This is a genomic window from Neobacillus sp. DY30 (genome assembly GCF_030123065.1).
In the GTDB taxonomy this organism is placed as follows: domain Bacteria; phylum Bacillota; class Bacilli; order Bacillales; family Cytobacillaceae; genus Neobacillus.
The window spans coordinates 2,559,841-2,583,676 of sequence record NZ_CP126093.1 but is presented as its reverse complement, the minus strand read 5'-3'; the positions used below and the strand labels follow the sequence as shown (position 1 = coordinate 2,583,676).

Annotated in this window: 25 protein-coding genes; 12 read left to right on the top strand and 13 right to left on the bottom strand. The window is 37.7% G+C overall.

The window, feature by feature from the left end:
- Positions 1-43: 43 nt before the first annotated feature.
- Both QNH29_RS12355 and QNH29_RS12350 read right to left on the bottom strand, forming a co-directional pair.
- Positions 44-1,759, bottom strand: coding sequence for an ABC transporter ATP-binding protein (locus QNH29_RS12355; RefSeq protein ID WP_283865053.1), 1,716 nt, complete (start codon positions 1,757-1,759; stop codon positions 44-46).
- A gap of 107 nt (positions 1,760-1,866) precedes the next feature.
- Positions 1,867-2,172 carry an iron-sulfur cluster assembly accessory protein gene (locus tag QNH29_RS12350; RefSeq protein ID WP_283865052.1) on the bottom strand — a complete coding sequence of 102 codons (306 nt, stop codon included), beginning with the start codon at positions 2,170-2,172 and terminating at the stop codon, positions 1,867-1,869.
- A 309-nt stretch (positions 2,173-2,481) separates the two neighbouring features.
- On the opposite strand from QNH29_RS12350, the gene qoxA reads away from it, so the two are divergent.
- The 4 genes from qoxA to qoxD are packed head-to-tail and all read left to right on the top strand — an operon-like array spanning position 2,482 to position 6,265.
- Positions 2,482-3,399, top strand: a complete 918-nt coding sequence (gene qoxA / locus QNH29_RS12345) for a cytochrome aa3 quinol oxidase subunit II (protein WP_283865051.1) — start codon at positions 2,482-2,484, stop codon at positions 3,397-3,399.
- Positions 3,400-3,438: 39 nt separating this feature from the next.
- Positions 3,439-5,382 carry a cytochrome aa3 quinol oxidase subunit I gene (gene qoxB / locus QNH29_RS12340; protein ID WP_283865050.1) on the top strand — a complete coding sequence of 648 codons (1,944 nt, stop codon included), beginning with the start codon at positions 3,439-3,441 and terminating at the stop codon, positions 5,380-5,382.
- Between the two features lie 3 nt (positions 5,383-5,385).
- Positions 5,386-5,982 (top strand): cytochrome aa3 quinol oxidase subunit III, encoded by a 597-nt coding sequence (gene qoxC, locus QNH29_RS12335; RefSeq protein ID WP_283865049.1) that lies wholly within the window; start codon positions 5,386-5,388, stop codon positions 5,980-5,982.
- Between the two features lies 1 nt (position 5,983).
- Entirely contained in the window at positions 5,984-6,265 is a 282-nt protein-coding gene (gene qoxD, locus QNH29_RS12330; RefSeq protein WP_283865048.1) for a cytochrome aa3 quinol oxidase subunit IV, read from the top strand.
- A 169-nt stretch (positions 6,266-6,434) separates the two neighbouring features.
- Here qoxD and QNH29_RS12325 read toward each other — a convergent pair whose 3' ends face one another.
- From QNH29_RS12325 to QNH29_RS12315, 3 genes are all read right to left on the bottom strand, one after another.
- On the bottom strand, positions 6,435-6,698 hold the full coding sequence (locus QNH29_RS12325) for a hypothetical protein (protein WP_283865047.1): 264 nt from the start codon (positions 6,696-6,698) through the stop codon (positions 6,435-6,437).
- A gap of 133 nt (positions 6,699-6,831) precedes the next feature.
- The gene (locus tag QNH29_RS12320) at positions 6,832-8,151 is read right to left on the bottom strand and encodes a hemolysin family protein (RefSeq protein ID WP_283865046.1); all 1,320 of its coding nucleotides are present in this window, start codon (positions 8,149-8,151) and stop codon (positions 6,832-6,834) included.
- 162 nt (positions 8,152-8,313) lie between these two features.
- A complete protein-coding gene (locus tag QNH29_RS12315; protein WP_283865045.1) occupies positions 8,314-9,102 on the bottom strand; it encodes a TerC family protein in 789 nt (262 codons plus the stop codon).
- Positions 9,103-9,529: 427 nt separating this feature from the next.
- Here QNH29_RS12315 and QNH29_RS12310 point away from each other — a divergent pair, with 427 nt between their 5' ends.
- Positions 9,530-11,599: a peptidoglycan D,D-transpeptidase FtsI family protein gene (locus tag QNH29_RS12310; RefSeq protein ID WP_283865044.1), complete on the top strand. Its 2,070-nt coding sequence runs from the start codon at positions 9,530-9,532 to the stop codon at positions 11,597-11,599.
- Between the two features lie 423 nt (positions 11,600-12,022).
- Here the strand turns inward: QNH29_RS12310 and trhA are convergent, their stop codons facing one another.
- The 3 genes from trhA to QNH29_RS12290 all read right to left on the bottom strand — a co-directional run bounded on the left by trhA (position 12,023) and on the right by QNH29_RS12290 (position 14,144).
- Positions 12,023-12,670 (bottom strand): PAQR family membrane homeostasis protein TrhA, encoded by a 648-nt coding sequence (trhA, locus tag QNH29_RS12305; protein ID WP_283865043.1) that lies wholly within the window; start codon positions 12,668-12,670, stop codon positions 12,023-12,025.
- A 356-nt stretch (positions 12,671-13,026) separates the two neighbouring features.
- Complete coding sequence (locus QNH29_RS12295; RefSeq protein ID WP_283865041.1) at positions 13,027-13,632, bottom strand: LysE/ArgO family amino acid transporter; 606 nt, start codon at positions 13,630-13,632, stop codon at positions 13,027-13,029.
- Between the two features lie 68 nt (positions 13,633-13,700).
- Positions 13,701-14,144: a GNAT family N-acetyltransferase gene (locus tag QNH29_RS12290; RefSeq protein WP_283865040.1), complete on the bottom strand. Its 444-nt coding sequence runs from the start codon at positions 14,142-14,144 to the stop codon at positions 13,701-13,703.
- 116 nt (positions 14,145-14,260) lie between these two features.
- Between QNH29_RS12290 and QNH29_RS12285 the strand changes: the two genes are divergently transcribed.
- On the top strand, positions 14,261-14,608 hold the full coding sequence (locus tag QNH29_RS12285; RefSeq protein ID WP_179599927.1) for a hypothetical protein: 348 nt from the start codon (positions 14,261-14,263) through the stop codon (positions 14,606-14,608).
- Here the strand turns inward: QNH29_RS12285 and QNH29_RS12280 are convergent.
- Positions 14,605-15,234 (bottom strand): TVP38/TMEM64 family protein, encoded by a 630-nt coding sequence (locus tag QNH29_RS12280; protein WP_283865039.1) that lies wholly within the window; start codon positions 15,232-15,234, stop codon positions 14,605-14,607. The genes QNH29_RS12285 and QNH29_RS12280 overlap by 4 nt on opposite strands.
- A 133-nt stretch (positions 15,235-15,367) precedes the next feature.
- Positions 15,368-16,138 (bottom strand): C40 family peptidase, encoded by a 771-nt coding sequence (locus tag QNH29_RS12275; RefSeq protein WP_283865038.1) that lies wholly within the window; start codon positions 16,136-16,138, stop codon positions 15,368-15,370.
- Positions 16,139-16,544: 406 nt separating this feature from the next.
- Here QNH29_RS12275 and QNH29_RS12270 point away from each other — a divergent pair, with 406 nt between their 5' ends.
- Together QNH29_RS12270 and corA are read left to right on the top strand one after the other, a co-directional pair.
- Entirely contained in the window at positions 16,545-17,687 is a 1,143-nt protein-coding gene (locus tag QNH29_RS12270; protein WP_481858827.1) for a TIGR04053 family radical SAM/SPASM domain-containing protein, read from the top strand.
- Positions 17,688-17,886: 199 nt separating this feature from the next.
- The gene (gene corA / locus QNH29_RS12265) at positions 17,887-18,849 is read left to right on the top strand and encodes a magnesium/cobalt transporter CorA (protein WP_283865036.1); all 963 of its coding nucleotides are present in this window, start codon (positions 17,887-17,889) and stop codon (positions 18,847-18,849) included.
- 48 nt (positions 18,850-18,897) lie between these two features.
- Here the strand turns inward: corA and QNH29_RS12260 are convergent, their stop codons facing one another.
- Complete coding sequence (locus QNH29_RS12260) at positions 18,898-19,209, bottom strand: hypothetical protein (protein ID WP_283865035.1); 312 nt, start codon at positions 19,207-19,209, stop codon at positions 18,898-18,900.
- 223 nt (positions 19,210-19,432) lie between these two features.
- Here QNH29_RS12260 and QNH29_RS12255 point away from each other — a divergent pair, with 223 nt between their 5' ends.
- Complete coding sequence (locus QNH29_RS12255) at positions 19,433-20,455, top strand: M42 family metallopeptidase (RefSeq protein ID WP_283865620.1); 1,023 nt, start codon at positions 19,433-19,435, stop codon at positions 20,453-20,455.
- A gap of 16 nt (positions 20,456-20,471) precedes the next feature.
- Entirely contained in the window at positions 20,472-20,687 is a 216-nt protein-coding gene (tatA, locus tag QNH29_RS12250; RefSeq protein ID WP_283865034.1) for a twin-arginine translocase TatA/TatE family subunit, read from the top strand.
- Positions 20,688-20,768: 81 nt separating this feature from the next.
- Here the strand turns inward: tatA and QNH29_RS12245 are convergent, their stop codons facing one another.
- Positions 20,769-20,894: a hypothetical protein gene (locus QNH29_RS12245; RefSeq protein ID WP_283865033.1), complete on the bottom strand. Its 126-nt coding sequence runs from the start codon at positions 20,892-20,894 to the stop codon at positions 20,769-20,771.
- A gap of 189 nt (positions 20,895-21,083) precedes the next feature.
- Between QNH29_RS12245 and QNH29_RS12240 the strand changes: the two genes are divergently transcribed.
- Positions 21,084-21,509 (top strand): hypothetical protein, encoded by a 426-nt coding sequence (locus QNH29_RS12240; protein ID WP_283865032.1) that lies wholly within the window; start codon positions 21,084-21,086, stop codon positions 21,507-21,509.
- 27 nt (positions 21,510-21,536) lie between these two features.
- Here QNH29_RS12240 and QNH29_RS12235 read toward each other — a convergent pair whose 3' ends face one another.
- Positions 21,537-22,133: a hypothetical protein gene (locus QNH29_RS12235; RefSeq protein ID WP_283865031.1), complete on the bottom strand. Its 597-nt coding sequence runs from the start codon at positions 22,131-22,133 to the stop codon at positions 21,537-21,539.
- 290 nt (positions 22,134-22,423) lie between these two features.
- On the opposite strand from QNH29_RS12235, the gene QNH29_RS12230 reads away from it, so the two are divergent.
- Positions 22,424-23,647, top strand: a complete 1,224-nt coding sequence (locus QNH29_RS12230) for an NAD(P)/FAD-dependent oxidoreductase (protein WP_283865030.1) — start codon at positions 22,424-22,426, stop codon at positions 23,645-23,647.
- Positions 23,648-23,836 lie beyond the last annotated feature (189 nt).

Genomic DNA, 23,836 nt, shown 5'->3' with positions numbered 1-23,836 from the left:
GAAATAAAAATATCCCTGTGTTTGATACAGGGATACTAAATAATTACTGCTGGTATTGTACACGGTGCAGGCTTGCAAAAATACCATCTTGTTCGATTAGTTCGTCATGACCGCCTTCCTCAGCAATACCATCTTCAGTCACAACAACAATCCTGTCAGCATTCCGAATGGTAGCAAGTCTATGTGCAATAATCAAGGTTGTTCGGTTTTTGGCCAGTTCGTTTAATGCTTCTTGAATGACCATTTCTGTTTCAGTATCCAGTGCTGAGGTTGCTTCATCCAAGATCAGTATTGGTGGATTCTTCAAAAACATCCTTGCAATCGCAAGTCTTTGTTTTTGACCGCCGGAAAGCTTTAATCCGCGTTCTCCGATTTCTGTTTCATATCCATCAGGCAATGATTGTATAAATTTCTCAAGATGAGCACGTTTTGCAGCCTCCATTATTTCCTCATCTGTAGCATTTCTCTTTCCATATGCAATATTTTCTCTAATGGTCCCTGTAAAAAGAAACACATCTTGTTGAACAATACCAATTTGCGAGCGCAGTGATTTTTTTGTGATGTTACGAATATCAAACCCATCAATGGTAATGCTGCCATTGCTGACATCATAAAACCTAGGAATTAATGAACATATGGTGGTTTTACCTGCCCCTGATGGTCCGACAAACGCAATCGTTTCACCAGCTCGAATGTCCAAGTTTATATTTTCAAGCACTGAATTTTGCTTGTCATAGCTAAAGGTAACATCATTAAAGACAATATCACCTTTAAGAGCAGCAATTTCAATGGCATCATCTGTATCTTTCACTTCTGGTTCAGAATCAATAATTTCCATAAAACGGTTAAATCCTGCCATGCCTTTTGGATACAATTCCATGATAGCACTTATTTTATCGATCGGTTTAAATAGAACATTTACATAGAGCACAAATCCAACAAGTTCTCCGTAAGAAAGCTGCCCTGTAAAGCTAAGCCATGCACCATAAACCAGAACAATAATTGTGATGAGTCTTGTCATCATATAAATACCTGATAAGCTGAAAGACATGACGCGATATCCGACTAGTTTTGCATTTCGATATTTTTGATTATTTTTTCGAAATCTCGCAATCTCATAATCTTCATTTGTAAATGATTGAACCACACGGCTCCCTGAAACGCTGTCTTCCACTCTCGCATTTACATCTGCAATACTTGTATACATATGACTCCAAGCTTTATTCATCTTTAAATTACAAACTACTACTAAAATAGCTAACAGCGGGAGAATTAAAACGGCGACAAGTGCGAGTTTCACATTTATCGTTAGCATAATCCAGAACGCACCTACAAATGTCATCAAAGCGATAAAAACATCCTCCGGACCATGGTGTGCCAGCTCTCCGAGGTCAAATAGGTCGTTGGTGATTCTACTCATAATATGCCCGGTCTTAGTATTATCAAAAAAGCGAAAGGACTGTTTTTGCACATGTTCAAAAAGTTCTTGCCTCATGTCTGTTTCAATATTAATACCAAGTTTATGTCCCCAATAATTCACAACAAATTGTAAAAGGGTGCTCAAAACATAAACCGTTAACAGTCCAATACTGACTAGTACAATTGCTTGCCAATCCCCTCCTGGGAGCAGCTCATCAATAAACCAAGACACCGCAATCGGAAATGCTAACTCTAAAACTGCAACTATAACCGCGCTGCTAAAATCAAGAACGAAAAGCTTTTTATGCGGTTTGTAATAGGAAAAGAACCGTCGAATCATCGCAAATCTCCTTTTAGTTAAGTACTTGGATTATATGAAAATATCTGGAAAAAAACAATCAAAAACCACCTGGAACAATACCTGGTGGAATTCTGTTATCTCTTAAATTAATGGTGATGATGATGTCCGCCTTTTGATGGGTTGGTGATGACCCACTCTTCCTTAGGAACATGGAACATTTGAATCCATACCCCGTCCAAAAATTCCTCTCGTTTATCAAGGATAAACTCAATATCTTTATCCGTTTTGACCACTTCATCATGATCTGTTGGAGTATCCAGCATTAAGTCATAATGGGCATGGTCACCATGCATATTGGTGACATACACACGGAATAATTTCCCTTCTGCTTCAGGTCCTTCCAACACTTTTTTTAATGCTTTCGCGGCATGACGATTAATTTTGACTTTCATGTTTGTCTCCCCTATCGATTGGTATACCTATTCATTATCCCATTAATATGCAAAAATAGACAATTATTTTAAAAATCCAACTTCATATCCGATTTTCGTTGGAATTTAAAACCTTAACAAATTTGTCACAAATTCTTCAAAAAACGTATATAAACATCACACCTTTGTTGTTAATATTGTGGTACGGGATAATAACACTAATTATATAGTTATTGTCATGTAGTATTAATTTTAAATAAACTTTCAAACTAGTTTGTGAAAGAAATCACGAACGACCAAAGTGATAATTAATGAGAGGAGTTATAAACCATGCACAAAAAGAGTATTAAAATGGCTTTCTTTTCAGTGTTTTTTACCATCATCACGATATTATCTGGATGTGAGCCATTACTTGTCTTGGATCCTAAGGGACCTCAAGCAGAAAGACAGGCAAACGACATCTTATTATCGATAGGAGTAATGGCTTTTATTGTGATTGTTGTTTTTGCCTTGTTAGTCTACATGCTAGTGAAATATCGTGCTTCTAAACAAAGAGCCGATTATGAACCGCCTCATATTGAAGGAAACCTTTGGGTTGAGGTCATTATGGTTGGTATTCCAGTATTAATCGTTGCTTTTCTATCTTATGTATCTGTTCAAAGTAACTATATTGTTGAGGCAAAACCGAAGGGCTACGAAGATACAAAGCCTTTAGTCGTTTATGCTTCATCCTCCGACTGGAAATGGCACTTTAGTTATCCTGAAGAAGGAATTGAAACAGTTAACTACTTATATATCCCTACAAACCGAGCACTTGAATTTAGACTGTACTCATATGGACCGATCACTAGTTTTTGGATTCCACAGCTTGGGGGACAAAAATATGCAATGGGTGACCACGTAACGACTTTACACTTAGCTGCAGATGTCCCTGGTGAATTCATGGGTCGTAATGCAAACTTTTCAGGTAAAGGATTTGCTGAGAATACATTTAACGTTACAGCCATGTCTCAAGAGGATTTTGATGACTGGGTAAAGGAAGTAAAAGAAACAGCTAAACCGATTACAGCTGAAAAATTCGAGGAATTATTAAAGCCAGGTCATCTTGGCCAGCAAACATACATTGGAACTCACCTAGAGTTTTCACCGCCGCCATCAGGTCATGATCATGGCGAAGAATCATCAGATACACCTGAATCAGAAACTCATACAGATTCGCATTCCGGACATGAAGGTATGAGTCATTAATTTTAAATAGTAATCTTCCCTTGAAAGGAGATAGTATAAATGGATTTCTTTGATCGATTTGCCGTACCACATCCAAGTCTTGCGATTTATGCCTCGATGGCTGCAATTGGGCTAACAATCATCGCAGTTATTGCAGGATTAACTTATTTTAAAAAATGGGGCTATCTTTGGCGCGAATGGTTAACAACAGTTGACCACAAACGTATTGGTATTATGTACCTGCTCTCTGCCCTTCTCATGTTATTCCGAGGCGGCGTTGACGCGATTATGATGCGCGCTCAGCTGGCAGTACCTGAAAACACCCTGCTTGACGCTCAGCATTATAATGAAATTTTCACAACACACGGAATCGTTATGATTCTCTTCATGGCAATGCCTTTTATTATGTTCTTTATGAACTTTGTCATTCCACTGCAAATTGGAGCACGTGACGTGGCATTCCCGCGTTTGAATGCATTAAGCTTCTGGTTATTCTTTATGGGTGCGATGCTATTCAACATTTCATTCGTTGTCGGCGGTTCACCTGACGCAGGCTGGACCTCTTATTTCCCGCTAGCTGGTAACGAATTTAGTACATCTGTAGGGACCAATTATTATATGATTGCCATTCAGATTGCTGGTATTGGTACATTAATGACCGGAATTAACTTTATCACGACGATTCTCAAAATGAGAGCTCCTGGGATGACATTAATGAAAATGCCAATGTTTACTTGGTCTGCATTAATTGCTAACGTCATTATCGTGTTCGCATTCCCAGTTTTAGCCGTTTTACTTGCAATGGGAACCTTGGATCGTCAATTTGGAACACATTTCTTTACCATGGATAATGGCGGTATGGATATGCTTTGGGCAAACATTTTCTGGGTTTGGGGACATCCTGAAGTTTATATCTTAATTCTTCCGGCATTCGGAATTTACAGTGAAGTAATTTCAACCTTCGCCCGCCGTAACCTATATGGCTATAAATCTATGGTTGGTTCGATGGTTATCATTTCGCTTCTTTCGTTCCTAGTATGGGCGCACCATTTCTTTACCATGGGGCAAGGAGCATTCACAAACAGTATCTTCTCGATCACAACGATGGCAATTGCCGTTCCTACAGGTGTGAAAATCTTTAACTGGCTGTTCACACTTAGAAAAGGAAAAATTGTTTTTACTACTCCAATGCTTTATAGCATTCTATTCATTCCGTTATTTACACTTGGCGGAGTTACCGGGGTAATGCTTGCAATGTCTGCAGCTGACTATCAATATCATAATACGATGTTCTTAGTTGCTCATTTCCACAACGTTATTATACCTGGTGTTGTATATGCAATGCTTGCTGGTCTGCATTATTATTGGCCGAAGATGTTTGGTTTCATGTTAAATGAGAAACTTGGAAAATGGACTGCTTGGCTGCTTTCGATTGGTTTCATCCTAGCCTTCATGCCTATGTACGTTTCAGGTTTAGATGGCCAGGCACGTCGTATGTACACCTATTCTGAAGCTGCTGGATTCGGTGCAATGAATATGATTTCATTTGTTGGAGCCGCGATCATGGCAATTGGTTTTGTGTTAATCGTCTACAATATCTACTATAGTACTCGATATGAATCTAGAGATATCAGTAATGATCCTTGGGATGCACGTACATTAGAATGGTCAACACATACACCGGTACCAGAATATAATTTTGCGATTTTACCAGAAGTACGTTCCAATGAGGCACTATGGGACATGAAGAAGAATGGTCATGTCTTATTTAAAGGTAAATACGAGAAAATTCACATGCCTAATAATAGCGGTATCCCATTCATCATGAGCTGTATCTTCTTTGTTTGGGGATTCTCCTTTGTTTTCAGCTTGTGGATTCCGGTAATCCTTACTACAATTGGAATCTTCGTTTGTATGACTCTAAGGTCATTTGAGCAAGATCATGGCCGATATATATCTGTAAAAGAAATTGAAGAAACAGAAACAAATTTGCGAGGTGCTTAACAAATGAAAATTGATAACTCGCTTCCATTAGAATATAGTACCGAGGAAAACAGTTTAAAAATTTTAGGATTTTGGATCTTCCTTGGTGCCGAAATTATGCTTTTCGCAACCTTGTTTGCAACCTATTTCACGTTAGAGCATAGAACTGGAAGCGGACCGACTGGAGCAGAAATATTCGTAATCACACCAGTGCTTCTTGAGACCCTTTTACTTTTAACGAGTAGTTTTACTGTTGGACTTGGTATTCATGCGATGAGACTTGGCAAGCAAAAAGCGATGATTTCATTTTTCTCCATCACCCTTCTGCTTGGGCTTGCCTTTTTAGGTGTAGAGATTTTTGAATTCGTTACGTATGTTCACGAAGGAGCAGGAATACAAACTAGTGCCTTTACTTCAGCACTGCTAACAACATTAGGTACACATGGAGCACACGTGACACTTGGCCTTTTCTGGGGATTATTTATTATCCTGCAAATCAAAAAACGTGGATTTACTCCGCAGACGACCAATAAAGCATTTATCTTCTCATTGTATTGGCATTTCTTAGATGTTGTTTGGATTTTCATCTTCAGCTTCATCTATTTGAAAGGAATGATGTAATATGAGCCAATTATTTCCGATGAAGCAAGTACTTGGTTTTGTATTCTCTTTACTCCTGACAACCGTTGCATTAGCCGTTTATTTTCTTGACATGTCCTTTGCAGCAGGCATGACAATTCTTCTAGTCACAGCGTTTTTCCAAGCTGGACTTCAGTTAGTTGTCTTTATGCATGCGGGAGAAACTAAGGATAAAGGTGCCATTTACACAAATGTATTTTACGGTTTGATTATTGCAATTGTAACAGTTTTCGGAACACTACTCGCGATGATTTGGGATATGTAAATAGAAAAGCGGAAGCGACCTGGTCAGTGGCGTATGGCCTGGAGCGCTCCAACTGAGATAAAGGAAACACGAAGAGCCGGAGGCGATTCGATGCTTGACTTATCGTAGGGCGGAGAGCGAAGGACACTAGCCGCTAGGGCGCTGGAGCTGGACAGTGAAAAAGGAGTACCTATTGAATAGGTGCTCCTTTTTTTGATTTAATTGGAACTACTTTCGTTCCTATATATGATTTTTCTAACATTTCATCTGTTACCACTAAAAACACACCAATCAGAAAAATAAACACAGCCCCTACGGTTGTTCCAATTCCAATTGGTACAAGCGCGTTGTAACCGTTTACAAACATACCTACAATAAAAGCCAATATTCCAATTGTTAAAATTGTTAGGCCGACATATGTCACAGCATTAAGGAATTTCTCTCTACTTCTCATAACAACATATCCCCTTTCTCTATATTATAATTATTAACTGTGTTCACAAAATTGTCAAACTTTTTTTAATAAAATAATTCACTATTCTTGACATTATAAAAACAAGCAATTCCAAATCAAAGAAATTGCTTGTTTATGCTTTTGCTTCTGCTGTAAATACTTTTTTGGCTTCTATTAACAGAATGTGGTGACCGTGAATATCTTTCACAGTAAAAATGAAACCATCCTCTTCAATCTGATCACCCTTTTTAGCATCAAAATTGCGTGTTAAGAACCAGCCGCCTATCGTATCCACTTCTTCATCCGAAAGACTTGTACCCAATAGATCATTTACTTCTCCGACTAAAACCTTTGCATTGAACAAGTAGTGATCCTGACTCATTTTCCGAATTTCAGCAACTTCGTCGGTATCGTATTCATCACGAATCTCACCGACGATTTCCTCCAATATATCCTCAACAGTGACCAATCCAGAAGTCCCGCCATACTCATCAAGCAGAATGGCCATGTGTGAGCGTTCCTTTTGCATCTTCACCAACAAATCATGAATGGGAATCGATTCAATCACACGAATCACGGGTTTCAACATTGACTGCAGGGTGGTATCCTTCAGGATCTCTTCCCTTTTAATTTCTTCCGTTAAAATTTCTTTGATATTTATAAGTCCTAAAATATTGTCCTTGTCTCCATCAACCACGACAGGATAACGTGTATATTTTTCTCTCTTTATAACCTCCCTGACCGTTTCAATACTGTCATTCATATTTAAGGTAACCATTTCCGTTCTTGGGACCATAATCTCTTTTGCAATTCTTTCATCAAATTCAAAAATATTATTCACGTACTCCAGTTCGCTTTTGTTGATTTCTCCACTTTCATAGCTTTCTGACAATAGAATTCGCAATTCTTCCTCTGAAAGACCTAATTCATTTTCAGAGACAGATTTGAACCCAAACCATCCAACTATAACACGCGCAGAATGATTTAATACCCAAATAAAGGGATACATGATTTTATAAAACCATATCAATGATTTGGAAAATGCAAGTGTAACTGCTTCGGCCTTTTGAATAGCTACGGTTTTTGGAGCCAACTCTCCAATCACAACATGTAAAAACGTAACTGAAGCAAATGCCAAACCAAACGACAAAACATGGGCTATTGCCTCATTTAACTCCAGCCGTTTAAATAGCGGATACAATAAGCTTTCAACAGTTGGTTCACCCAGCCAGCCAAGACCTAAAGCTGTAACGGTTATTCCAAGCTGACATGCTGATAAATATTCATCGAGGTGAGTCGTGACATGTTTAGCCGCTTCCGCCCCTTTTTTACCTTCTGCGATTAATTGTTCAATTCTGGATCCCCGTACCTTTACGATAGCAAATTCAGTCGCGACGAAGTATCCAGTTAATGCAATTAATAATGCGATTAATAGAAGATTTATGATTGTCAATGGCTCACCTTACATGGTGTAAGGCTTACACCTCCATAAAAATATATGTATACATTATTCATACCCATAAACAGCTTTTTTTACCGAAAAAAAGCTGCAATCGATTTGAATGCAGCTCTCTTTCGAATTTTATTCTTTTAGTTTTTCATTTTAGCGTGTAAATTATGATACTTTTGTTTCTATTTTAGTTTTTTCTGCGCCTTGGTCCTTTGAGAAGAACCAGCCAGCTGCGGCAATACCTACTAACACTCCGTAAAACGTTAGTTTCCATTCTGTGGAATGGGCAAATTCTTCACTTAATACAGCGAGTGACGGGTGTGAAAGTGTGTAAACAGCTAGTTTAACACCTACCCAGCCGACGATACCAAATGCTGCGATCTCAAGACCAGGTCTTCTTTCTAAAAGCTTAACAAATTGATTTGCCGCAAAACGCATAATCACAAGACCAATGATTCCACCGGCAAAAATAACTAAGAATTTTCCTCCATCCAACCCGCCGATATTAGGGAGCGGTGTGTCGGGAAGCACGACTGCAAGAGCCACAGCTGCTAAAATGGAGTCAACAGCAAAGGCAATGTCCGCTAATTCAACCTTAAACACAGTTGACCAAAATCCGCTTTTCTTAACAGTCTTTTCTTCCTTGTTACTATCCGATTTTCCTTTAACAGCGATTTTTCGGACAATGTGATTAGCTGCCATAAACAAAAGATATAGGGCACCAATGGCTTGCACCTGCCAAACATCGACGAGAAAAGAAATAACAAACAATGAAGCAAATCGAAAAACAAATGCCCCCACTAACCCATAAAATAAAGCTTTCTTGCGATCTTCTTCTGGTAAATGTTTTACCATGATGGCAAGTACAAGGGCATTATCTGCTGCCAATAATCCTTCCAGTGCCACTAACACCAGCAATACCCATCCATATTCCAGCAAAAGAGAAAAGTCCATCAATAAGTCCTCCTAAAAAGTAAGTTTTTTTCTAAAATATCCCTTTGCTGCAATAAAAAAGCCTTTACCAAGGAAAAAGTGAAACTTTTTCCAACGGTAAAGGCCTCAATAAACACACACAAAAAGACCTTTACCGTTTTTGCAGTAAAGGTCTTGCTAACAACGTCACGTTGCCAATAAAGCCGGAGAAAATTACTTCTCGGAATGACGACTTTATTGTCCAGCTACTCCCCTTTAAAAAGGAAATATTTTATTACTAATAATATATGATAAATCTCCGGAATCGTCAATAACATATTTACCAGTTCCATTTTCTTCGGGAGGAAATCCTTTACAATTCTGCAAATGTAAACGTAAAATAATAAATAATTACCAATTATCTAGGAAGGACATACTAACCTAAAAGTAACAAGGATGTGAAAAAAAGTTGGAGAAAAAGAAAAAGAAGAAATCTCATTTTCCATTCCGCCTCAATCTACTGTTTTTCAGTGTGTTTTTGTTATTTTCCATCCTAATTTTGCGCTTGGGATTCGTTCAAATTGTGTACGGAGAAAATTTTAAACGTGAGCTGGAGAGGAAAGAAGATATTACGATAAACAACCCTGTACCCCGGGGAAAAATGTTTGACAGTAACTATCGTGTCATTGTTGATAACGTTCCAAAACGCGCGATTACATACACAAATATGGGTGCCAGCCAGAAAGAGATGCTGGATACAGCTGAAAAATTGGCAAGATTAATTGTGAAGAATCATGATAAGATGACACAGCGGGAAAAGAAAGATCTATGGATTCTCAAAAATCCGGAAAAAGCCGAAGCAAAAATCACAAAAAAAGAATTAGCTTTATTTAAAGAAAAAAAATTAAAGGATAATGACTTATATAAATTAAATATTGAACGAATCACCGAGGAGGAAATAAGTCAATTAACACCAGAAGAGCTGGAAGTCTGGGCGATATATCTTGCGTTTTCAAGCGGTTATAAGTTTACCCCGCAAATTGTCAAAAATGAAGATGTCACGCCTGAGGAATTTGCGATTGTAAGTGAAAATCTGCAATCTCTTCCAGGAGTCGATACTACAACTGATTGGGATCGATCTTATGTATTTGATCAAACATTAAAATCAATCCTCGGAAATGTAACGAAAACCGAGGAAGGTCTTCCTGCAGACCGACTGGATCATTTTTTATCATTAGGTTATAACCGTAATGACAGAGTTGGTAAAAGCCAGCTTGAACTGCAATACGAAGATGTCCTTCACGGTTACAAATCAAAGGTAAAAACGATAACCGATAAGCAAGGTAATGTTATTGAGACCGAAGTGGTTACAGATGGGAAAAGAGGCAAGGACCTCGTCCTCACCGTTGACATGGATTTACAAATAGCTGTGGAAAAAATAATTGAAGACGAACTTTGGGGATTGAAAAAAACTCCTAATACCTCCCTGTTGGATCGTGCCTATGTCGTTTTGATGGATCCAAATAATGGGGCCATTTTAACGATGGCAGGAAAAAGAATCGTTAAAAATACAGAGACCGGACAATTAGAAATGCAGGATGACGCACTCGGTACGATTACTACGACTTATAATGTAGGTTCTGCTGTAAAGGGTGCTACCATATTAACCGGTTTTAAACAGGGGGTCATTAGTCCGGGAACTCGCATTAATGACACGGGAATAAAAATCGCCGATACCCCTCTAAAAAAATCCTATTCCTATTTAGGTACATTAAACGATGCAGATGCGTTAAAACTCTCTTCCAACGTTTACATGTTCCATACGGCGATTCGGATTGGTAAAGGGAATTACCAATATGATAAGCCTTTAGGTCTTGCACCAAATACATTTGAAATCATTCGCAATTCGTTTGCAAGCTTTGGTCTTGGCTCCAGAACAGGGATCGATCTGCCAAACGAATCAAGCGGTTTAAAGGGCGCAAGCAGGCTTCCCGGTCATTTAATGGACTTAGTAATCGGACAATATGATACCTATTCTCCTATGCAGTTGGCACAATACATTTCAACAATTGCCAATGGCGGAAAAAGGATGAAACCTCATATCGTAAAGGAAATACGCGAACCTATTGATAATAATACCGATGAAATCGGAACTGTTTTTCAAGAAATTAAACCAACTGTTCTCAATACGATTGACGCGGAACCTGCATGGATGGACCGAGTCCAATTAGGCTTCAAAAAGGTCTTCCAGGAGCCAGGTGGAACGGCATTTAGACGGTTTACGGGCGTCTCCTATTCTCCCGCAGGTAAAACTGGTACCGCAGAAGCATTTTATGATGGTCCAGAACGCGCTAAGTTCGGGAAAGAGCCGCCTCCGGTAATGAATTTAAGCTTAGTCACTTACGCACCAAGCTCCAACCCTGAAGTGGCAATGGCTGTCATTGTTCCTTGGGCCTATCAAGGAACAACCGATAACGGAGCAAATTTTCTTATCGGGCGAAGAGTAATGGATACCTACTTTGCTATGAAGAAAAATTAATTATAAAAAGGCGTCTGGTACATTGCCAGATGCCTTCACTCTTATAGTTACCATAGCTCCTATTTTTTCATGAGTTCGGTCACTATAGAGCTCTTATAGTTACCATAGCTCCTATTTTTTCATGAGTTTGGTCACTATAGAGCTCTTATAGTTACCATAGCTCCTATTTCTTCATGAGTTCGGTCACTATAGAGCTCTTATAGCTACCATAGCTCCTATTTTTTCATGAGTTCGGTCACTATAGAGCTCTTATAGCTACCATAGCTCCTATTTTTTCATGAGTTCGGTCACTATAGAGCTCTTATAGCTACCATAGCTCCTATTTTTTCATGAGTTCGGTCACTATAGAGCTCTTTTAGTGACCGTAACTCCTAATTTGTAAAGCCTCCGGTCACTATAGAACTCAGCCCTTTTGTATTCACACTATTTTATGGGTAATACATAAAACAATACGCAGAAGAAGTGCACTACGGTTCCAGCGATGACAAATAAATGCCAGATTGCGTGATGATAGCGGAACCCGCGCCATACATAAAAAATGGCCCCAAATGTGTACAGGAGACCCCCTATCATCAAATACGTCATTCCTTCAGAGGGAAGCTTAGCTGCCAATGGATTCCAAGCAAAAACCATCATCCAGCCCATTACCACATAGAGAATCGTCGAGGTAAATAAATATTTTTTTACAAAAAAACATTTAAAGACTGTACCGGCAATTGCCAGTCCCCAAACTACCCCAAACAATGACCAGCCTAACGGACCTCTAATCACAACCAGCAAGAATGGTGTATACGTACCAGCAATAAAAAAGTAGATAGAGGAGTGGTCAAAAATCTCAAATAAATCTTTGGCTTTACCTTCTGGAAAACTATGTACCAATGTAGAGGACATATACAAGATGAACATGGAGGCTCCATAAATTGTAAAGCTTACAATATGCCAAGCAGTAGCATACAGGGAGGAAAAAACGATTAATATGACCAGCGCCGCAATACTAAGCATTGCACCAATCCCGTGCGTAATCGAATTAGCAACCTCTTCTTTGCGTGAGAATACATGTGTATTAGCCATTTCCCTCAAAACTCCTTTTTCAACTCTTCATATTTATCCATTAACTCTATTATGCTCTTTTTAGGAGTCCAACAATTAAATTTATAATTGGTTTTGGTTTCGTATCCTAAACGACTGCAAAAATAAACCATTCGACCTGTTTTTCTTTCAGCTTTAAAATGTCTGCAGGTGGCACAGCAATGGAAATCCTTCATGATTTTCTCCTCCACAGATTTACCAATCTATTAATTAATCCTTCATAATTTGTTCATATTTATCCCTTATTATAGTAATAGGTTCAGTAACAGGAACCTATCCTCCCCCCCTTTTATTATATAGATTCTATAACAAGTCCCGGCGAATGCCGGGCAAATTTTTTATAACGCAAACACTAGGTACACCGCTGTTCCCCACATAATTACAGCTGAAATTTTGTTTAACGTGTTAATGAATTGACCACTTTGATCAAGGTTCCCTGCCAATCTACCAACAATAGATAATCCAAAAAACCATAACCATGAAACAAAAATACAAACAACTGTAAAAACTGCTTTTTCTATTCCTGAGTACGTTAATGAACTTGTTCCGATTACACCAATCGTATCCATAATGGCATGAGGGTTTAACAAAGAAACAGACGCAGCAAAGGTAATTTGTTTCCGCGCTGAAAATAATTCAGCACTATTCTCCCCTGTCCTAGGTTTACTCTTCCATGTTACATAGCCCATATATAGTAAAAAAGCAATCCCAATCACACTCAAGGCCATTTTTAATAAGCTGATTTCTAACACCACTGCAGATATCCCTAGAACCGCCAATGAGATTAAGAGTGTATCACATAGTGCAGCTGTTAAAACCACCGGTAATGCATTTGCCCATTTTGGCTGTATGGCTCCCTGATTAAATACAAACACATTTTGTACCCCTAAAGGTAAAATTAGCCCAAAGGCTAAAATAAATCCATGAATTGCAGCACTTAACATTTTTTCTCTCCTAAACATAATAATACTGGCTGCCTGCTAATTAGCAGACAGCCTATTTAACTAGAATACTATATTTTTCTTTGCATAAAAATTTCGGGGTCATCGAGTGACTGAAAACCATATTGTTCATATAGACCGTGAGCATCAAAGGTACATAACATCATTTTCCGAACATCTTTAAGTTCGGATTGCTCCACCATCGTTTCCATCATCCATTTCGATAATCCTAGCCCCCTATATTCAGGAAGGACAAATACATCCATAATCCAAGCAAATCTTACAAAATCTGTTACCGCGCGAACAAAACCTATTTGCTTGGCTTCCCCTTTTGCAGGGTCACCCTCGTACATACCAAAGCAAATAGAGGATTTCTCAATCGCTTTCTTTACTTTGTCCATCGTAATACCTTTAGCCCAGTAAGAATCCACACTTAAAAAATGGTGAATCACATCCGTGTTAAGATATTGCTTATCTGTACTGATAACAAAACCGTCCTTCTCCCAAGTAGCCATGTTCTACCACCTTCCAAAATTTAGGGATAATTTACTATCTTATTGTTAATGAAGTATACTTCCTTCTCTCCCTGTCAATAACAATACCAAACACGAGCAGAAAGAGGTGCCATGGTATGAAGGGAATCTATTTTATCAATGATAGGATTAGTTTAAATGGCCTTTCGAAGGAAGAAAGCTTTAAACTTCAAGAACAATCTATATTGCCTTACATTCAACAACATAATATTGAAGTGGTGAAGTTAAATCCTTACCAAATTTATGACTACTACACGATTCCGCATGCACTATTGCATGATCTAAAAAAGCATAGAAATTATCTTGATTGCTTAATTCAATACTCTCCTTTCGTAATGGAAGATTTTATTAATACCTATCCAGCACGATGGTTTATTTTAAAAAGCTTCTTTAAAGAAGTTATTACGATTGAAGAAAAAGAGCTTCCAGTAAAATACATTGTTTAGTCACCTGTTTTCTTTGCCATCTTACGATACATAATGATAAAGTTAATGATCAAAATAAGGAGAATATACCCACCGTATAATCCAAAAGATAATAACCTATTGCTGCTAAAAGAAGCACCTGCATAGGATAATATCAGGATGTTTGGGGTTTTCCCAATCGTAGAAGAAGTAAAAAACGTTAACCAATTCACCTTACTTAAACCACAGATGATGTTGACAACAGGTGCCGGGATGATAGGTATCAAACGGCAGATTAAAATTGCAACAAATGAGTTTCGATTTAGAAACTCTTCATATTCCTGTACTTTGGGATATTTCAATAATTTAGATTGCGCATAATCTCGGAATCCGTACCTGCTTAAAAAGAAGAAACCCATTGTTCCAGCCATGGCCCCTGTCAAAGAAACGATTACTCCTAGAGTTGTTCCAAAAACACCGCCGATGACGCCTGCAAGGACAGGAAACGGTATGACAGGAAAAAAGACACATATGGCTACTAGCAGCATGCTGATGAATATAGAAAGGATTCCACCATCTTTGATTAATGTCAGTAATTCATCTTTTTGTAAAAAGCCAATGGCAATGACCATTATTAATAGTGAAATGCTTAGGAATCTTTTAAACATTGATTTCTCCTAATCTAATTTACTCTTCTTAAGTATAATCGTTAAAGCCCTCTACATAAACTATAAATTTTCAGATTTTTCCTGAACAAATAAAAGACCCTTATCGGTTTGATAAAGGTCTTTGTTTGCCTTATTAAAATGCTGTTCTTGCTCCTAGGTATCTTGGTTTCCAATATGGATTATTCATATCGGTAATGGTTACTCCTGTTGATGAACCAGCATGGATGAATTTGTTATCGCCAATATAAATACCTAAGTGGGACGGACCGGGTGCATAAGTGGTAAAGAACACGAGGTCACCAGGGCTTGGATTGCTGACTGCTTTAAGTCCTGAAAACTGTGTTGCTGCTGTTCTCGGAAGTGAGATTCCTACTTTTTCAAAAACGTATTTTGAGAAGCCGCTGCAATCAAAACCAGCTGGAGTATTTCCGCCCCATAGGTAAGGAGTGCCAATATATTTCTTCGCTTCTGCAATCACCATTTGCGCTTTTGAAACAGTAGAAATAGGTGTTGGAGTTGGTACAGCAGCTGTACCGGAAACTGTAAGAACTTGTCCAACATAAATCGTATCACTGATCATGTTATTAAGTGATTTTAACTGTGCAACGGTTAGATTATGACGTGTGGAAATGCCCCAAAGTGTATCCCCTTGTTGAACTGTGTAGGTAGAAACATGCGCATGAGGTGCTAATAATGATAGTTTTTGATTTACATAAATACTATCACTAGTAAGATTATTCCAAGCTTTTAAATCTGAAACTGAAACACTATTATTTTGTGAAATTCTCCAAAGCGTATCCCCTGATTTAACTGTATAGACATTTTCATGTGCACTTACAGATCCACCAAATGATGTAAACAAAATGCCTGCAGCTGCCGCGACTGTCAGTAAATGTTTTTTCATGGTTGCACTCCTTTATTCGTTGATAAAAATATCATAAAGGAGAGCACCTATATATTTATATCCTCAACATATGGGTATACAGGAAATATATCCCTTCTAAGGAAATGAAAGCCCTCTAGTAACAAACCCTAGAAATGCTTTCAGCCCTTATAAGCCAAGGTTTTCCCATCACCTTATCTATTAAAAACATAAAACATTTTAGTAGTTTGGTACTTTTTTGAAATAGAAATGTAGAAATTTTGTAACAAACCTTACGAAATATTGTAACAATCCTTTCATGCACAATGATAGGACAAATTTATAATTAACCTATAGAAACATTTTTTATGATTTTTAATTTGTTTAAAAAATATTATGAATTTTGGTGATATGTATGCAAGGAATAAGTAAAGGACATCCACATGCAATGGGGCACCCCCATGGAATGAAAAAAATTGATTATGACGTTAATCCGTTTATTGTCATTTGGGAAGTAACAAGAGCATGCCAGCTAAAATGTGTCCACTGCCGAGCTGATGCCCAGCTGACCCCAGATCCTCGTGAATTAACACATGAAGAGGGCATAAACTTAATCGATCAAATCTATGAAATGGATAATCCGATGCTTGTATTCTCAGGTGGAGATTGTATGATGCGAGAAGACCTTTTTGAACTAGCTGACTATGCAGTAAAAAAAGGAATGCGCGTTAGTATGACTCCTAGTGCCACTCCGAATGTTACAAAGGAAAAAATGCAACGCGCAAAGGAAGTAGGTCTTTCACGCTGGGGCTTAAGTCTTGACGCACCAACTGCAGAAATTCACGACAAATTCCGTGGAGTGCCAGGTTCCTTTGATTTAACAATTGAAAAAATTAAGTATTTAAATGAATTGGGCATGCCTTTACAAATCAATACGGTTATCTCTCGTTATAATTATGACCATCTTGAACAAATGTCTAAATTAGTAGAAGAACTTGGTGCGGTCATGTGGTACATATTCTTACTCGTTCCAACAGGACGCGGTCAAATGGATGCGTGTATCACACCTGCAGAGCACGAAAAAGTTTTCCGTTGGTTATACCAGCTGAGCAAAACCGCTCCGTATGATATTAAAACAACGGCTGCTCAGCATTATCGTCGTGTCGTTTTACAAGAAAAAGCTCGTGACCAATTAATCGAAAAAGGTGAAATCCGCTACGAAGATTCGATCACAACTGATTTTGCTTCGATGCATGATGGCTTAAAACGTGCACCAAAAGGTGTAAATGACGGAAATGGCTTTGTATTCGTTAATCATATTGGTGATGTAATGCCGAGCGGCTTACTTCCTATTGTCGGCGGGAATATTCGGGAAACTCCTTTAGCTGAAATCTACCGTGAAGCAAAAGTATTTAAAGAACTAAGGCAGCCAGATAACTATAAGGGTAAATGCGGTGTCTGTGAATTCAACAAAATCTGCGGCGGTTCGCGTTCAAGAACCTATGCAGTAACAGGTGACTATATGGAAAGTGAACCATTCTGCGTATATATCCCGCAGTCAATGCGTAAAAAATCAGAACAAACTGTATAGAACCAAAGCAGGCATTCCATCCCAGGAATGTCTATTTGGGTTCCATTGATATATAAAATATTAATATTGTCCATGTTCTGTATTTTATACCCAAAGAAAACCACCCATTCCAAAAATGCTAACAGTACATTTTTGAAAAAAACGTCGATTATCGTTATGATTATCTATATTGATTTATTATAACGAAGGATGTTTTATTATGATGAGCTTAATAGGTATTACAAAAGAAAACAAAATAGAACAACAACTCTCAATTAATGACTTAAATCTCGATAAATATAAATGGTATTGGGTAGATTTCAATGAACCGACGGATGAAGAGGTTCAGCATTTATCGGAAACTTTTCATTTCCATCCGCTGGCAATTGAAGATTGTTTATACAAATCACCACAAAGACCTAAGCTGGATTATTATGATGACTACACATTTTTTATAACCCATATTGTTCGAGAGGTCGAAAAGGAAGTTATAAAAGAAGAACTGGACTTTTTTGTTGGTGAAAATTTTATTGTTACTTTCCACCTAATGCCTTCTATTGAGGTCTCTCAGGTTATGGGAAGGTTAAGCTCCCAAAAAGACAATAAGAATTTCACTACCCATCATGTGTTTTATGAAATTCTAGATAAAATCGTGGATAATTACTTTCCCATTATTTATAAAATTGAGGACATATTAGATGAAATTGAAGATAACACATTAAATAATTCAATGAACAATCTCCTCAAAAAACTATTTGAAACACGTTATATGTTATTGAACCTCACGCATACCATTAATCCCATGCGTGATCTTCTCTACCGTATGTTAAACTCGCAGCATTTGGTGACCATTATTAAGCGAAAAGAATATTTTTCAGACATTTACGACCACCTTTTAAAACTCTCGGAAATGACGATGGCAAACAGAGAAATCACGGCAGACATCCGTGATAACTATCTATCTTTAAATTCCCACCAGACAAATAATGTCATGAAGGTTCTCACCATAATGACTTCTATATTCGCCCCGTTAACCTTTATTGCAGGAATCTTTGGCATGAATTTTGAGCACATGCCTGAATTATCATGGAAGTATGGCTACCCCTTTTCTCTTTTATTGATGGGCATTATTGGGTTTTCATTAATTCTGTGGTTTAAGAAAAAAGGATGGTTTAAGCTATAATTGAAAAAAAAAACGACAAAAGACTAGGTCCCCCCAGTCTTTTGTCGTTCATTCCCAATTTTCATACGTAACCGTTCCGCCTGTTAAATCTATTGTGTTCCGCTCGCCCTTATAGTAAGTCTTTCCATCCTTTTCAATAATGTAATTTTCGTAGGTGAATACCTTTTTTCCATCTGGCAGATGGACCACCACTTTGGAACCTAGGTCTTCTTCCGGTGCTTCAATTTTTATCGAACTCTGATAAAAGTAGTGAAACACGAAGAAGCCCATTGTAACTATGAGAAAAGTTAGAATGAAAAAAAATGGTCCCTTCCAAGAAAATTGCTTAGTCTTTTTGTGATATAGTTCGAGTCTGGTCATTTTTCTCCCCCATAAACCGTTATTTATATGATAATTTTGAATCCATCCCTTTTATTCCCGTTACATCAACGATTAATCCATCACTTACAAAATTATGCAGCACCAGCCAAAAAGTTGACAGGTTTTGTTTTTTAGATTGATTTTTAATTATGATGTTATAATAGGAAAGAATGTTAATCAGAAAGGGGATATCGCTTTGACAAAAAAAAACATAGAAGAAACCATGAAACTGCTTGTTGATTTAGTATCCATCCCAAGCCCTTCAGGAAACACCAGTGAAGTGATTTCTTATGTAGAAAAATACCTCGCTGAACTAAAAGTTGAAACAAGAAGAAACCGCAAAGGCGGTCTTATTGCAACATTAGCTGGTAAGGATACCAGTCAGCACCGCATGCTTACTGCCCATGTAGATACACTTGGTGCCATGGTAAAGGAGATTAAGTCAAACGGAAGACTTAAAATTGACTTAATCGGAGGGTTTAAATATAACTCGATCGAGGGTGAGTATTGCCAAATCGAAACGAGCAGCGGAAAAAAATTTACAGGTACAATTCTAATGCATCAAACTTCCGTCCATGTTTATAAAGACGCTGGAAAAGCAGAGCGCAGCCAAGAAAATATGGAAATCCGAATCGATGAAAAAGTACATAATGCAGAAGATGTTAAAGCACTAGGAATTCAGGTTGGCGATTTCGTTTCCTTTGATCCACGTGTTGAAGTTACACCAAGCGGATTTATTAAATCCCGGCATTTAGATGATAAAGCAAGTGTTGCGATTCTTTTACAATTAATAAAACAGGTAAAAAATGAAAACATTCAGTTACCTTACACTACACATTTCTTAATCTCAAACAATGAGGAAATTGGATATGGCGGCAACTCTAATATTACTCCTGAAACAGTAGAGTATTTAGCCGTTGATATGGGCGCCATAGGTGATGGTCAATCAACCGATGAATATACAGTTTCTATCTGTGTGAAGGATTCAAGCGGACCTTACCATTACGCACTCCGTAAAAATTTAGTAAGGCTTGCGGAAGAAAACAATATTGAATACAAACTTGATATCTATCCATTCTATGGATCCGATGCCTCAGCAGCAATTCGTTCCGGGCATGATATTGTCCACGGCTTAATTGGTCCAGGGATCGATTCATCACATGCTTTTGAACGAACACATGAATCATCAATTGAAAATACAGCCAAGCTTTTATACCATTATGTTCAGTCTAATTTAGTTATTTAAAAAAGGAGATTTCGATATGCTTTCCAACATTGGTGTACCCGGATTAATCTTAATCCTAGTTCTTGCGTTAATTATCTTTGGTCCAAATAAACTACCTGAAATTGGTCGTGCTGTCGGTAAGTCCATTCGTGAATTCAAACGTGCCTCGGAAGGAATCACAAATGACATCAAAGAAGAAATTCAAGAGGATCTGAAACAAGCCCAAAAAGAAAAAATTGATTTGAAAAAATAAATGCAAGCTGCTAGGCAACTTGCACTTTTTGTCTCCTGAATTTATCTGCTAAGTGCAAGCTGTTAGCCAGCTTGCACTTTTTTATCTCCGTGATTTATCAGCAAATGCTTGAAATTGATTGAATAGCTTCTTTCTCGCCTTTTCATTTCTAAGTAAATAGGCCGCCCCTAATGCAGCTGTTGTCATAAGAAATCGATTTCTAGCCATCGGAAAGTCCCTCCTTTATTTCATTACTTTTTAAATGTTCCCCCTGCTTGGTCTTTTTAAAAGGGATTTATTATTTGGATTGTTTAAAATTTACGACGCCAGTTTTTTATAGTATTCTAAAAATATAGACAATTACACCACGCCTCCACTTATCTTCCTTTTCCATTCCAAAAAAGAAGGTGTTTTTAAATGTACTTTCATTTATTTGCTGCCCTCTTATTTTTCGGTATTTCCGTTTCGTCCCATGCCATTCCAGAAACCCATTTGACTGCATTGTTACTCTCTGGTTTTATTGCATTGCTGATTTTTTTAAAAGATCTTTTTCAACATTTAAATTACAAATTTCTTGATCAAGCGAGCAAAGCAGAAAAAGAAAATATCTTAAATCTCTCCTCATTTAAAGGTAGGTTCATTATGATTCGAAATGAAGAATCACCTTTATCTAATGATTTTACTTTTATGATTTTCCATAACGGCTCCATAGAAATTCCTCTTTTTTGTCGAAACCAAAGCGTGATTCAAAAAGCAGCCCACTCAAAAAATGAGTTAATCGTGTATTATAAAGATTATATCCTTGTGAATGTTGAGGAAATTGAAAAGACACCAAAGCCATGAATGGTTTTGGTGTCTTGTTTTTTAAGATTATTCGGCTAACATCGTTTTTATTTTTTCGTTATGTTGTTTAGATTGTTCAAGCAATTGATTCAATAGCTCTGCAGACTGTTTATCATTTTTCGCGTCAACTGCAGCTTTTAGATCATGGAAAGTTTTCCAATTCCCCATCGCCTTGCCGCCATGAGCCTTTTCAACAAATTCCTCTTTAGTGATTTTTCCTTCGTCTAATTGTTTTTTTAGCTCCTGAATTTTGGCCATCTTTTGTTGCTTCCACTCTTCACGCTTCTGTGCATTTTCTGGACTTAGCCATTTATTTCTTAATTCTTTTTTTTCCGCTAAAACCTTTGTCCATTCTGCTTTTTTATCCGGCGTATATTGATCTACCCATGCTAGCAGTTTTTGTTCACGCTCAGCCATTTTTGCTTGCCAGTGTTTGTGACTATGCTCTTGTTTTTCACAATCACACTCTTCTGCTTCCTTGTCTTCTTGTTTATCCTGTGAATCGGGAGCTGGTCTTTTTTCAGCATGTTTCTCACTATCATTTGGTGTTTGAACATTGGCAGATGTAAAACCAGGCATGGCGAGTAACAATCCTAACACCATTATCAACAATCTAAATTTCAATTAAATCTCCTTCTTTCTTTGCTATATTCGTTCAAAATTTAACCAATCATTAAATTTGCACGAAATTATCATTCCCCGTATGTAGAAAAAAATTTACCAATTCGACAAATTTTGATGGAATCACCCACTTGTTTAATATTAGAAGGTATCGTATGCTATGAATATAGAAGATATGTGAAACACTTCACAATAAATATGAGCAGAGTGCTCTATGTTTTTTCTACTCCAATGTGAATTGTTTCACAATAAAAATCGTAGATAGTTTATTTAATGTTGGGAGAGAGATTAAAATGAACAAGCCAAAAATCGTAATCTTAGGGGCTGGATATGGCGGTATCATCACTAGTAAGAAGCTTGAGAAACTTCTAAAATCAGGTGAAGCAGACGTTACTTTAATCAATAAACATGCATACCATTATATTACGACACAGCTACATAAAACTGGGGCTGGTACTGCCGCCGACCGTCAAATTGCTATGGAAATTCCAGAATTGATTAATCAACAAAAAACAAATTTTATCAAGGGCAATGTAACTGGTGTTGATGTAAATAAACAAGTAGTGAATCTTGAAGATGGTGTTAGTGTAGAATATGACTATCTCTTAATTGCATTAGGTTTTGATATTGAAAACTTCGGAATCCCTGGCATTAAAGAACATGCCTTCGCTATCCGAAGCTTCAGAAGTACGAAAGCCATTTATAATCAAATCGTAAGACAGTTAACGCAATATAAAGAGGACAAAGATCCATCACGCCTTACCTTTGTTGTAGCTGGCGGCGGATTTACAGGAGTGGAGATGCTGGGTGAACTGGCTGAAGGACTGCCAAAACTTTGTAAAAAGTATGATGTACCCTTCGAAGAAGTGAAAATTGTTGCTGTCGAGGCTGCTCCATCCGTTATTCCGTTTTTCCCTAAGGAATCTATCCAATATACAACTGACGTTTTAGAGAAGTTTAATATCAATATGTATATGTCTACGAAAATATTAGAGTGCACTCCTGAGAAAGTGGTACTTGAAAATAATATCGAGATTCCGACACGTACCTTAATTTGGTCATGTGGTGTCAAAGGCAATCCAATCGTTCAGAACTGTGGTTTGCCGGTTGTAAAAGGTAAACTCCCAGTTGATTCATATCTCCGTGTGAGGGGTATGAAAAACATCTTTAGTATTGGTGACTGCTCACTATTCATGAAGGATGAAAAAAATGCACTGCCGCCAACAGCACAAGTTGCCCTGCAGGAAGCCGATGTGTGTGCAAAAAATATTGCTGCTGCCCTTCGAAGAGAAAATTTAAAGGCTTTTGAATATCATCATAAAGGTTCTGTCGCGTCTATTGGAAACTTTGCTGCTGTAGGGAAAGTAGGTAATTTTAGACTTTCTGGTTTATTTGGTGCATTTATGAAACAGGTTATTGAGGCTCGCTATCTATTAAACCTTGGCGGTCCATCACTTATCATTAAACAACACTTTGGATTTAGTAAAGAACCCGTGAAGATGACAGCTAATCAGTAATGTAATGGAACAAATGGAGTAAGGATTCCCTCCCTTTCTGCCAATTGAATAGAACATCCCAATCTTAAACCGCTGCCGATATCCCCCAATGTCAGGCGGCAGAACCACCTTTCAATGTGAAAGGTGGTTTTTTTTGCACCATTATATTACAAATGTGTGGCTTCTGCCTCCATAGTATAAAATGTCTGA